The 11,256-nt window shown below is 64.5% G+C and carries 11 protein-coding genes; 3 read left to right on the forward strand and 8 right to left on the reverse strand.

Annotated elements, in window-relative coordinates:
- From FG93_RS04435 to FG93_RS04445, 3 genes are read right to left on the reverse strand one after another with little or no spacing between them, the layout of a single operon-like run.
- Positions 1-834 (reverse strand): enoyl-CoA hydratase family protein, encoded by an 834-nt coding sequence (locus tag FG93_RS04435; protein ID WP_043232268.1) that lies wholly within the window; start codon positions 832-834, stop codon positions 1-3.
- Positions 831-1,373, reverse strand: coding sequence for a MarR family winged helix-turn-helix transcriptional regulator (locus tag FG93_RS04440; protein ID WP_043232269.1), 543 nt, complete (start codon positions 1,371-1,373; stop codon positions 831-833). The genes FG93_RS04435 and FG93_RS04440 overlap by 4 nt, the downstream gene beginning before the upstream one ends.
- Positions 1,374-1,377: 4 nt before the next feature.
- Entirely contained in the window at positions 1,378-2,133 is a 756-nt protein-coding gene (locus FG93_RS04445; RefSeq protein ID WP_043232272.1) for an SDR family NAD(P)-dependent oxidoreductase, read from the reverse strand.
- 222 nt (positions 2,134-2,355) lie between these two features.
- Here FG93_RS04445 and FG93_RS04450 point away from each other — a divergent pair, with 222 nt between their 5' ends.
- The 3 genes from FG93_RS04450 to FG93_RS04460 all read left to right on the forward strand — a co-directional run bounded on the left by FG93_RS04450 (position 2,356) and on the right by FG93_RS04460 (position 6,775).
- A complete protein-coding gene (locus FG93_RS04450; RefSeq protein WP_043232274.1) occupies positions 2,356-4,680 on the forward strand; it encodes a bifunctional salicylyl-CoA 5-hydroxylase/oxidoreductase in 2,325 nt (774 codons plus the stop codon).
- 142 nt (positions 4,681-4,822) lie between these two features.
- The gene (locus FG93_RS04455; protein ID WP_043232276.1) at positions 4,823-5,578 is read left to right on the forward strand and encodes a metallophosphoesterase family protein; all 756 of its coding nucleotides are present in this window, start codon (positions 4,823-4,825) and stop codon (positions 5,576-5,578) included.
- A 249-nt stretch (positions 5,579-5,827) separates the two neighbouring features.
- Positions 5,828-6,775, forward strand: a complete 948-nt coding sequence (locus FG93_RS04460) for a ring-cleaving dioxygenase (RefSeq protein WP_043232279.1) — start codon at positions 5,828-5,830, stop codon at positions 6,773-6,775.
- Between the two features lie 115 nt (positions 6,776-6,890).
- Here the strand turns inward: FG93_RS04460 and FG93_RS04465 are convergent, their stop codons facing one another.
- The 5 genes from FG93_RS04465 to FG93_RS34000 form a co-directional block, all read right to left on the reverse strand.
- Positions 6,891-8,522: an AMP-binding protein gene (locus FG93_RS04465; RefSeq protein ID WP_043232281.1), complete on the reverse strand. Its 1,632-nt coding sequence runs from the start codon at positions 8,520-8,522 to the stop codon at positions 6,891-6,893.
- 147 nt (positions 8,523-8,669) lie between these two features.
- On the reverse strand, positions 8,670-9,608 hold the full coding sequence (locus FG93_RS04470) for a glycine reductase (RefSeq protein WP_043232284.1): 939 nt from the start codon (positions 9,606-9,608) through the stop codon (positions 8,670-8,672).
- A 338-nt stretch (positions 9,609-9,946) separates the two neighbouring features.
- Positions 9,947-10,252: a hypothetical protein gene (locus FG93_RS04475; protein WP_043232285.1), complete on the reverse strand. Its 306-nt coding sequence runs from the start codon at positions 10,250-10,252 to the stop codon at positions 9,947-9,949.
- 370 nt (positions 10,253-10,622) lie between these two features.
- Complete coding sequence (locus FG93_RS04480) at positions 10,623-10,907, reverse strand: hypothetical protein (RefSeq protein WP_081881295.1); 285 nt, start codon at positions 10,905-10,907, stop codon at positions 10,623-10,625.
- A gap of 215 nt (positions 10,908-11,122) precedes the next feature.
- Complete coding sequence (locus FG93_RS34000; RefSeq protein WP_369347003.1) at positions 11,123-11,245, reverse strand: DNA translocase FtsK; 123 nt, start codon at positions 11,243-11,245, stop codon at positions 11,123-11,125.
- Positions 11,246-11,256 lie beyond the last annotated feature (11 nt).

Below are 11,256 nucleotides of genomic sequence, written 5' to 3' on the forward strand. Positions count from 1 at the left end.
TCAATTCCCCTCGAAGACCGGCTTCTGCTTAGCGGCGAAGGCGTGATAGGCGCGGGCGAAATCCTCGGTCTGCATGCACAGCGCCTGCGCCACGGCTTCGGCTTCGATCGCCGCCTCGACCGACATTGCCCATTCCATTTCGAGCATGCGCTTGGTCATTGCGTTGGCGAAGGTCGGTCCGTCCGCCAGTTCGCCGGCGAGCGCCTGCGCCTCGCCGAGCACGGCTTCCTTGCCGGCGAGCCGGTTGAGGAAGCCCCAGCGCTCCGCTTCCTCGCCCTTGAGCACGCGGCCGGTATAGAGCAGCTCGGCTGCCCGGCCCTGGCCGACGATGCGCGGCAGCATCGCGCAGGCGCCCATGTCGCAGCCGGCAAGGCCGACGCGGTTGAACAGGAAGGCGATCTTGGTCTCGGGCGTGCCGTAGCGGATGTCCGACGCCATCGCCATGATCGCACCGGCGCCGGCGCAGATGCCGTCGATCGCCGCGATCACCGGCTGCGGGCAGCCGCGTATCGCCTTGACCAGATCTCCGGTCATGCGGGTAAATTTCAGCAGATCCTTGGTCTCCATCGCGACCAGCGGCCCGATGATCTCGAAGACGTCGCCGCCGGAAGAGAAATTGCCGCCGGCCCCCGTGATCACGATCGCCTTGACCTCTTCCTCCTTCTGCGCGGCGAGGAAGAAGTCGGTAAGCTCGCGGTAGCTCTCGAAGGTGAGCGGGTTCTTCTTTTCCGGCCGGTTCAGCGTCACTGTCGCGACCTTGCCGGCGACGCCCAAGCCGAAATGCGCCGGCTTGAAACCCGCGAGCGGCAGGGTTGTGGCGTTGGCGATGTTCATGCGTTCTCTCCCCGGCCCGCCGCTTCATCGGCGCGGCGCTTGATGGCCTGGTGCAGAGAGGCCTTGGTCTGTCCCAGCAGGCGGAAGAGCTGGACGATCTCGGGCTGATCGAGGCCGGCGAAGAGCTCGGCGATCCAGCCTTCATGCCGCTCCGCCATGGCCCGAAAACTCTTGCGGCCCAGCGCCGTCAGCGTCAGCACCTGGACGCGCCGATCCTGCGCGGCCGGGCGCTTGTCGACCAGTCCGTCGGCGAGCAGGCCGGCGACGACGGCGGTGACATTGCCGTTCGACACCATCAGCCGCTGCGAGACCTCGCCGACCGTCATGCCCGTCGTCGATTTGTCGAGCTGCGCCATCAGGTCGAAGCGCGGCAGCGTCGTCTTGAATTCCTCGCGCAGGCGATTGCGGATCTCGGTCTCGATCAGTGTCGAGCAGGTCAGCATCCTGAGCCAGAGCCTGAGCTCGTCCTTGTGATCGCCGGGACGCTCGCTTGCCTTGGTTTCGCGGTCGAGGATGAGACCGGGGGAGGGTGTTTCCATCGTTCTAGAACTCCCCGCCATTGATCAGGATCGACTGGCCGGTGATCCCGGCACTGGACGGACCACAGAGGTAGAGCACGGCGGCCGCCACCTCTTCCGGAGCGATCAGCCGGCCCTGGGGGTTGCTCTTGACCAGCTCCGCCAGCGCCTGCTCGCTCGGCTTTCCGGTTTTGGCGGTGATCGCCTCGATGCTGTCCGCCACCATGTCGGTATCGGTATAGCCGGGGCAGATCGCGTTCACCGTGACGCCGGACCGGGCGGCCTCCAGCGCCAGCGAGCGGGTCAGCCCGATCACCGCGTGCTTGGCTGCGACATAGGCGGAAACATAGGGATAGCCGCGGTGTCCGGCGGTCGAGGCGATCGCGATCAGCCGGCCCTCGCGGCGCTCGGTCATGCCGGGCAGGACGGCCCGGAAGGCGTTGACCGTGCCGATCAGGTTCAACTCGAACATTCGCCGGAAGCGCTCGGCGTCGCTCTTCAGGAATGGGCCGGTCTCGACCCCGCCTGCATTGGCCACGACGATATCCAGCGGCCGCTCACGGGAGAGAGTGCTGACCGCCGCCGCGACGGCTGCCTCATTGGTGACATCGGCGAGGGCGAAGCTGTCGGCATCGCCCTCGGCAATGGCGCTCTGCAAGGTCGCTGCGCTGCGGCCGATGATCGAGACATGGGCGCCGGCCGCCTTGAGAGCGCCGGCAACAGCCCGGCCGATGCCACGCCCGCCGCCCGTCACCAGAGCATGTCGTCCCGCCAGGTCCATGACGTCGAGCCTCCTCATGTCGAGCAATATATTTTAGGTCTGAAGCAATTTGCAAGCGAGGCTTGAAACGGGCGCATGATAGCGGAATGCTCGCGTCAAGCACCCAATATTCCCATCGATAGGTTCATTCCTCTCCCTCCTGCGGATGCCGTGGTAATCCCTCTTGAGGAAAAAATATTTCAGGCTTAAAATAATATCCGTGACAGCCGGGGAGGATGGGTGATGCGCATTGCGGTCGTCGGGGGCGGTCCTGCCGGACTCTATTTCGCGCTGCTGATGAAACGCGACTGGCCGGCGCTGGACGTGACGGTCTTCGAGCGCAACCAGCCTGACGACACGTTCGGATTCGGCGTCGTCTTCTCCGACCAGACGCTCGATACCTTCAAGACGGCTGACCCCGAAAGCTACGGCGCGATCGTCGACAATTTCGCCTACTGGGACGATATCGAAATCCGCTTCAAGGATACGCTCCATCGTGTCTCCGGCAACGGATTTTGTGGGTGCTCGCGCCGGTCGCTGCTGATGCTGGTGCAGGAGCGCTGCCGGCAGCTCGGCGTCACGCTGAAGTTCGGAGAGGAAGCCGATGATATCGAGGCGCTGAAGCGCAACTTTGATCTCGTGGTCGCGGCCGACGGCATCAACAGCCGCATCCGCGAAGGCTGGCGGGAACGCTTCAGGCCACAGGTCGACCTCCGGCCGAACAAGTTCACCTGGATGGGCTCGACCCGGCCCTTCGACGCCTTCACCTTCTTCTTCAAGGAAACCGAGCACGGGCTCTTCATTGCCCATTGCTACCAGTACGAGGTCGGCCGCTCGACATGGGTCTTGGAGACTGATCCCGAGACCTTTGCGAAGGCCGGTCTTGAGAGCATGGACGAGGCCGCCTCGGCCGCCTTCCTCGAGGGCATCTTCGCGGAGGAATTGCAGGGGCACAGGCTGATCACCAATCGCTCGCTCTGGCGCAATTTCCCGATGATCCGCTGCGAGAGCTGGGTCTCGGAAAATGTCGTGCTGATCGGAGACGCCAAGGCGACGGCGCATTTCTCGATCGGCTCCGGCACCAAGCTGGCAATGGAAGACGCGATCGCGCTGCACCGCGCCTTCGGCAAGGCGAAGCTCGATGTCACCGCCGCCCTGTCGCTCTACGAACGAACCCGGCGCGAAGAGGTCGAGAAGACGCAGCACGCGGCGGATGTCTCGCTGGTCTGGTTCGAGCAGCTGCGTCGCTTCTGGGATTTCGATCCGCTGCGCTTTGCCTTCGGTCTGATGACGCGCTCGAAGGCGATCACCTATGACAATCTCGCTCTGCGCGCACCCGCCTTCGTCGCTGCCATCGACACGCTGGTGGCAGACGAAGTCGGCCCCACGGCGAGGCGAAAGCGCGACGGCTCCCCCGTGGCGCCCGCCTTCCAGCCATTCCGGCTCCGCGAGATGCAGATCGAGAACCGCATGGTTCTCTCGCCCATGTGCCAGTATTCGGCCGTAGAGGGCATGCCGACGGACTGGCACCTGATGCACTACGGCTCGCGGGCCATCGGCGGGCCGGGTCTGATCGTCAGCGAGATGACCTGCGTCGCCCCCGACGCCCGCATCACGCCCGGCTGCACCGGCCTCTACAGCGACGAACAGGAGGCCGCGTGGGCGCGCATCGTCGCCTTTGTTCACGCGAACTCGACGGCGAAGTTCTGCCTGCAGCTCGGCCATGCCGGACGCAAGGGCGCGACCAGGCTGATGTGGGATGGGATGGACCGGCCGCTTCCCGCAGGGGCCTGGCCGATCATCTCGGCCTCGCCCTTGCCCTATTATCCCGAGAGCCAGGTGCCGCGCGAGATGACGCGCGCCGATATGGACCGCGTGCGCTCCGAGTTCGTCACGGCGGCCAGGCGTGGCGAGAGGGCGGGCTTCGATATGCTGGAGCTGCACTGCGCCCATGGCTATCTGCTGGCGAGCTTTCTCTCGCCGCTCACGAACCATCGCACGGACGCCTATGGCGGCTCGCTCGAGAACCGCCTGCGCTACCCGCGCGAGCTGTTTCGGGCATTGCGCGAGGTCTGGCCGCGCGAGAAGCCGATGTCGGTTCGCATCTCGGCGACGGACTGGAAGGAGGGCGGCCTGTCGCCTGAGGATTCCGTTGCCATTGCGGCCGCGTTTGCCGAAGAAGGTTGCGACCTCGTCGATGTTTCCACCGGCCAGACCGTCAACGATAGCCGGCCGATCTATGGCCGCATGTTCCAGACGCCGTATTCCGACCGCATCCGTAACGAGGCACGCATCGCCACCATGTGCGTCGGCAACATCACGACGGCCGACCAGGTGAACACGATCATTGCCTCCGGCCGCGCCGATCTCGTCGCGCTCGGGCGTCCGCATCTGGCCGACCCGTCCTTCGTGCTGCGGGCCGCGGCCTGGTACGGCGTCGATACCCCGCAACCGGTGCAGTACCAGCCCGGCAAGGACCAGCTCATGCGCAACACGCCGCGCGAGCGCGAGGAGCTGACCGAGCTCAAGCTCAAGGCCAAGCCGGGGCGGCACGCGGACGCACATTAGGTCATCTGACCTTCTGTGTTTGCATCGGCGTTCCCGAAAGCCGCAATCCACTTTTCGGGCCGATGCTTTAGCCATTCGCGCTTGCCGCGCGCGGAACGACGAGCGACAAGGCCCGCGATCAGATGCCGCCGGAGCCGAGCCCATGGATGCCGCCAACCCGCCGCTCGCCGGCCGCCAGCCGGCGATACCTGAAGGCCTGCGCATCTATGCGGTGGGTGACGTCCATGGCCGCCTCGATCTGCTGCGCGAGATCGAGGCCCAGATCGACGCGGATGCCCACTCGGCCTCAGGCAAGCGCGTCATCCAGGTCATGCTTGGCGACTATATCGACCGCGGTCCCGACTCCTCTGGCGTGATCGCTCATCTGATCGAAAGGCGGAGGCAACGCGAGCTCGTCACGTTGCGCGGCAATCATGAGGACTACACACTCGGCATTCGACATGCGCCGGACCTCGTGTTGCGCTGGTGCCGTTTTGGCGGCGTCGAGACGCTTGCGTCCTACGGCATCGACGTGACCGAGTTCGACGAGGTCGAGGAGGACTTGGCGTGCCGTCAGATCGTGCAGCGCTTCTTCGCAGCCCAACCCGCCGACCACGCCGCGTTCATCGCGCAGACGCCACTGAACTGGCGCTGCGGTGATTATCTTTTCGTGCATGCCGGTATTCGCCCGGGCATTCCGCTCAGCAAGCAATCCGAGCAGGACATGCTCTGGATCCGGGACGAATTTCTCGACAGCGAAGAGGATTTCGGCTTCGCCGTGGTTCACGGGCATACGCCGACGGCTGCCCCAGTCATCCGTCCGAACCGGATCGGCATCGACACGTGCGCCTATGAAACGGGTCAACTGACCTGCCTCGTACTCGAAGGCGGCAGCCGGCGGTTCCTGACGACGGGCTGAGCCGACCGCAACCCGGAACCTCCACGGCCACCATCCGTTCGAAAGCGAATGGCCTGAGCTCATGCCACACCTGTCTGGGAATGACGGGGCAATCGGCCTTGGCCCATCCAAGGAGACAGGGAGAGCTTGCTTCATTGCATAAATGCAATGTCGCCGTGGCATCAGGCTATCTGTTGTTGCATTCGAAAGCGGTTATCTCTGCTGCGAACACTGGCCAACGGGCCAAGGAAGCGATCAGGAGGTCCACCTATGAAGCTCACCGGCATCCATCACGTCACCGCAATCTCGGCCAACGCGCCGCAGAACCGGCGCTTCTATGTCGAGACGCTCGGCATGCGCATGGTCAAGAAGACGGTCAATCAGGACGATACCTCGGCCTATCACCTGTTCTATGCCGACGGCGCCGGCTCGCCCGGCACAGACCTGACCTTCTTCGACTGGCCGGCTCCTCCGGCCAAGCGCGGCACCCATTCGATTACCCGCACCTCGTTGCGCGTCGCTGACGAGACGTCGCTGGACTGGTGGCGCGAGCGGCTGATTGCGGCTGGCGTTGCGGTCTCAGATATCCGCGCCATCAATGGCCGCGCTGCGATCGATTTTGAGGATCCGGAAGGCCAGCGCCTGACGCTGATCGCCGATGGCGGTGCGATCCCCTTCGTCGCCTGGGACCGGAGTTCCGTGCCCGCCGAACATCAGATCCGGGGCCTTGGCCCGGTGACGATTTCCGTGCCGAAGCTGGAGCGCACCGAGCTCGTGCTGGGCAAGCTGCTCGGCCTTGAACGCATCGCGGACTATCGCGACGCCGCTCATGCGGCCGGCGACATCCACGTCTTCAAGGTCGGCGATGGCGGACCGGCGGCGGAACTGCATGTCGCGGTCGAGCCCGACCTGCCGCAGGCACGCGAAGGGGCGGGCGGCGTCCACCATCTTGCGCTGCGGACGCCGACCTTCGGCGAGTACGATGAATGGGCCGAGCGTCTGCGCTCGACCGGCTATCCCAATAGCGGTCCGGTCGATCGCTTCTATTTCCGCTCGCTCTATCTGCGCGAGCCGAATGGAATCCTGATCGAGATCGCCAGCGATGGTCCCGGCTTCGCCACCGACGAGCCGGCGGAAACGATGGGCGAAAAGCTCTCGCTACCGCCCTTCCTGGAACCGAAGCGCCGGCAGATCGAGGCCAACCTGAAGCCGCTCTAAAAGCATTAGCCCGAAAAGCGGATTGCGGTTTTCGGGAAAGCCGATGCGAACACAGACGGCGAGATCATCGGACCGGATCTCGTATCCGGTCCGATGATCTAACTCGCCAGGCGGCTCAACCGAGCCGCTCGGCTCTGATGCGTATCCCGGCGGCGTCGCGGTCGAACGTATCGGCTGTGACGCCTTCGCTGCGCAGCACATGCTTCTGCAGCTTGCCGCTCGCCGTCTTCGGAAGTTCGTCCACGACCCGGATGAAGCGTGGCACCATGTAATGGGCGATGCGCTCCGCCAGGAAGCTCACAAGCTCGGTCTGGTCGAGTGCACCGCCTGCGACCGGGGTGACGACGGCCAGCACCTCATCCTCGCCGTGCTCGCTCGGCACGGCGACGGCAACGGCCTCACGAACACCGGGATGAGCCAGGATCTCGCTCTCCAGTTCGAAGGAAGAAATGTTCTCGCCGCGTCGGCGGATCACGTCCTTGAGCCGGTCGACGAAGAAGAAGCGCCCGTCCGGCATCTGGCGAAAGGCGTCGCCAGTGTGGAACCAGCCATTGCGCATCGCCGCGACCGTTGCCTCGGCATTCCCATAGTAGCCCTTCAGCAGCGCCCAGGGCCGGTGCGAGCGAACCAGCAGTTCGCCGACCTCGCCCCTTGGCACTTCGCAGTCGTGAGCATCGGCGACCCGCAACTCGAACCAGGGGCGCGGCAATCCTGCCAGACCTTGTTCTGAAATGCCGGGACCGGCACTGAGCGGACTGGCGATCTCCGTCATGTTGTAGACGGTGTGCAGGTCGACGCCGAAGCGCTCGCGGAACGACACAGCATCCTCGATGAAGGGCACGATGAAGGCCTTTTTCAGCGGGTGATCCCGGTCACGCTCACCGGCTGGCTGCTTCAGGAGGAACGTCGCCATGACGCCGAGCAACAAAACCAGCGTACTGCCCGTGCCGCGAACGGCATCCCAGAAATCGGCAGTACGGAACTCGCGGACCATGCCGATCGACCCGCCGCAGGCCAGCATCGCATAGACATAGAGCGTTGAGCCGCAATGGAAGATCGGGCCGCAGACCAGACAGCAATCCTCGGCTCCGATGCAGTCGAATGCGTCGGGACCCATCGTGTAGAGCTGCACATAGGACGACATCACGCCCTTGGCGTTACCTGTCGTGCCCGACGTGTACATGATCGCCTGGGTGTCCCAGGGCTCGATCGCACGCTCCAGGGTCAGGGCATCGTCCGCAACCACCGTCGGGAGCTCGAACGGCGCGACGGTGACGCCTGCGAGCTGCGGCACTGGTTGCTCGCTCTCGCCGACCAGCAGCACCTGCCGCAGTTTGCCCGGATTGACCTCCGCCAGCCTCGGCACCAGCGCCCGATGGCCGATCATCAGTGCGGCATCGGCATCGTCGAGCACATATTCGAGCGGGCGGCCGCGCGCGGCGGTGTTCAGCGGGACATAGACGGCGCCGAGATAGTTGATCGCGAACCAGGTCGCCAGCAAGTCGGGGCCATTGCCCATCCAGCACAACACATGGTCGCCCTGCTTCACGCCGGCTGCGACAAGGGCGGCAGCGTACAACCGCACCTGTCGCAGCGTTTCGCCATAGCTCCAGGTTGCGCCCGGCCAGAACTGGACGAAGCGCCGATCCGGAATTGTCCTGGCCTGGCGCTCGAGCATGTAGCGCAGAACGCAGGCGTCGCTCCCAGGCACTTTCGCGGCATCCGCCAAACCATTGCCAACCGACATCAGCCGCGCTCCTCCAAGGCATCGCTCTGATCCGGCCGGGGGCAGGGCGGCGATTTCTGGTCAAAGCCTGCGGCAGATGCTGCGGTATCGTCAATTGCGCGCGGTGCTCTGCGGCGTTGCCGCTGCTTCACGCCAGACCGGGAGGTCTCAACCCGGAGCCTGCTCACGGATCGCCTTGGCGGTCTGCTTCTGTACGTCGAAGGCGGCGCGCCGCTGCCGGATTTCCTCGGACGAAAGACGTTCGATATTGCAATAATCCAGCTTCCAGTCGGGGGTGGCCCCCCAGGTCAATGGGGACTGTACCGTGGTCCTTGGCGCGGGTGCCCGTTCGAGCGTGGCGAGAGCGAGATCGAGCGTGAGGGCCTGGGAGCCGCTATCGTTCGGTCGGCCTGCGGAATTGCCGAGCGGAAAATCCGAGAACAGGAGGCGCGGCACGCCGACAAATTCGACGATGTCCTTGGCGCAGCCCATGACAACGGTCGCGATGCCGTTCTCCTCCAGCGCTCGTGCGGCGAGACTGACGCTCTGATGGCAGACAGGGCAGTTCGGCACCAGAATCGCTGCATCGGCCGCGTCCGCCTTGCAGCGGGCGACGATCTCCCGGCAGTCGACCTCGAGCGTCACGCGGTGGCTGCGATTGGTCGGCAATCCATGGAAACGTGGCGCAAGCGAGCCGATCCGCCCTGAGATTGCCGCCTTGCGCAATGCGATCAGCGGAAAATAGCTCCCGAGGTCTTCGGCTGTCGTATGCTTGCGGTCGATCGCGACATGGGCGATCCGCAGGTCGGGCTCGTCCGCCGTATCGGCGGAAAAGACGGAATAGAACTTGGCTGCGGCGTTGTAGGGCGCTCCCGGACCCTGGTTGCCCCTGTCCGGCTGGTAGGGGGCAGCCGTGGTGATGATCGCCACCCGGCACTCTGAGAGCGGTTTCCCCAAAGTCCGAAACGGCACCGCGGCGTAATGCGCCCATTCATAGGGCTGACCATATCCCAGCGCCTGGTAGTAGGTGCGAACGCGCTGGAGATAGGGGATCGGCGCATCATGGGCGGGCGCAAATCCAAATGTGTCGCTGCGTTCGCCGACCATCGCAGGCGCTCCTGTTCCTGCCGCCACGCGGCACGGGCCGCAAGATAGAGCAGCGTTGCAAGGTGCTGCAACGCACCAGTGTCGCTTGCCGGGCGATCGCCAGCTCAGGCAGCGCTTGCCCCTCCATCTGGTGGAGCCCCTCGGACGACGTCATTCGATCTGATACGGGCGCTGCGCGATAGCGGGTTCGGCCTCGCAGTCATCCGAAAGATCCTGTCGGGGCGGCTTTCGCTGGCGGACGTTCTGACCACGCGCCTTCATGCGCTGGAGGCGGGGATTGTCTCGCAGCGCCGCGCATCTGCCCCAAGTCTTTTGGGATACTCAAACCTTTTGCGATACTATTGCGATGTCGACGTGCCGAAGCGAATAGCTCCGAAGATGTGGTCGAGCTCTCTGGTGAAGCTCGTGCTGAAGATGATCGCTTCGGCCTCACTGCGCGGCACGGACATCGCTAGCAAGGTCTCCCTCACTTGCTCGCAATGGGCCCGGAGTTCCGCGAGGGTGAGATGGGCCTCCTCTGCCGAGTCGGCCCCCAGCAATGCCACCTGGCCGAGGATCACGATCACGGCAGCCTCGAGCGCGGTGATGCTCGCGAGCAGAGCAGTATTCCGTGCTGGGCCGTAAGGATCGATTGCATATCCCATGACGCGTTCCTCCCTCCACTAAAGTTCCGCCCAACGATATGTGCGGCCACGTGACGAAGTCTCCGGATTCGATCGCTGGAGTGGTTCTCGTCGCGTGTCCGTCTTCGGAAAGGTCTGCGCTGCGAAGTTCAGTCGTTTCCTGCCAGTTCAAAGGAACTTCAGGAGCTTTTTAGCCCACAGTTCGGCTCGCAAACCTGACACAACTTGTCAGCCTAATGTCAGCTTGGGCGTCGTAGGGTTGAGGGTTGCCGGGCCGGGATGCATGTCTGCTCGCGCCAAGCGTGGAACGACCGCTCAGGCGGCCTTTCGAGCAAGGCACCGGAAAGACCAAGGCGCTCGCGTCATCGCCGCGCGCGGCCTTCGGGCCTGCCTAATTGTCATACCTGCCGCTCTTGCAGCGATAGCCGACGAAGCAGCTCGCTGTGTCGCGGCTCGGGACCCAGGCAGGGTCGGCAATTTCGTCGAACTGGCAGAAGCTGCGGTCGCGCACGAAGCGGTCATAGGTGTAGCCGCCGGTGCCGAGCACGATTGCGCCGTTGGCAATGACATCGTGCCGGCTGGCGCTGCAGGGCCTGTTGACGGTGGAGGGCCGCGATTGAGCCGCCGCAAGATCCGCGGCCAATATCAGCATCAATGACAGAACGGCTCGGTTCATTGTCGCCTCCGGTGCGAGCGAAGCTACAGCATAGTAACCGCATCGGTTGCCCAACATACCAGTCTTCGCATGCTGCGCTGAACGGGCGAGGGTGAGCCGCATCCCGATCCGCCGTCCAGCAGTTGGGGCGGCATCAGGCAACTGACGAACTCGCCGACGCTAACCCGAGACGCTGCCAGTGCGACAGCGCCGTCGCCGTCCGCTGGATACGGAGTTCAAGGCGAGGCGCTGGCCTCGACGAGGATCTCTCGCTTGCCGGCGTGGTTTGCGGGGCCGACGATGCCCTCGTTCTCCATGCGCTCCATGATCGAGGCGGCGCGGTTGTAGCCGATCTGCAGGCGGCGCTGGA

Source organism: Allobosea sp. LC85 (assembly GCF_000735605.1).
In the GTDB taxonomy this organism is placed as follows: domain Bacteria; phylum Pseudomonadota; class Alphaproteobacteria; order Rhizobiales; family Beijerinckiaceae; genus Allobosea.

Bases quoted from the DNA above. Each gene is read 5' to 3' on its own strand.
- FG93_RS04465 (WP_043232281.1), bottom strand. From the start codon at position 8,522: ATGTCGGTTGGCAATGGTTTGGCGGATGCCGCGAAAGTGCCTGGGAGC.
- FG93_RS04435 (WP_043232268.1), bottom strand. From the start codon at position 834: ATGAACATCGCCAACGCCACAACCCTGCCGCTCGCGGGTTTCAAGCCG.
- FG93_RS04460 (WP_043232279.1), top strand. From the start codon at position 5,828: ATGAAGCTCACCGGCATCCATCACGTCACCGCAATCTCGGCCAACGCG.
- FG93_RS04475 (WP_043232285.1), bottom strand. From the start codon at position 10,252: ATGGGATATGCAATCGATCCTTACGGCCCAGCACGGAATACTGCTCTG.
- FG93_RS04455 (WP_043232276.1), top strand. From the start codon at position 4,823: ATGGATGCCGCCAACCCGCCGCTCGCCGGCCGCCAGCCGGCGATACCT.
- FG93_RS04445 (WP_043232272.1), bottom strand. From the start codon at position 2,133: ATGGACCTGGCGGGACGACATGCTCTGGTGACGGGCGGCGGGCGTGGC.
- FG93_RS04450 (WP_043232274.1), top strand. From the start codon at position 2,356: ATGCGCATTGCGGTCGTCGGGGGCGGTCCTGCCGGACTCTATTTCGCG.
- FG93_RS04480 (WP_081881295.1), bottom strand. From the start codon at position 10,907: ATGAACCGAGCCGTTCTGTCATTGATGCTGATATTGGCCGCGGATCTT.
- FG93_RS04440 (WP_043232269.1), bottom strand. From the start codon at position 1,373: ATGGAAACACCCTCCCCCGGTCTCATCCTCGACCGCGAAACCAAGGCA.
- FG93_RS04470 (WP_043232284.1), bottom strand. From the start codon at position 9,608: ATGGTCGGCGAACGCAGCGACACATTTGGATTTGCGCCCGCCCATGAT.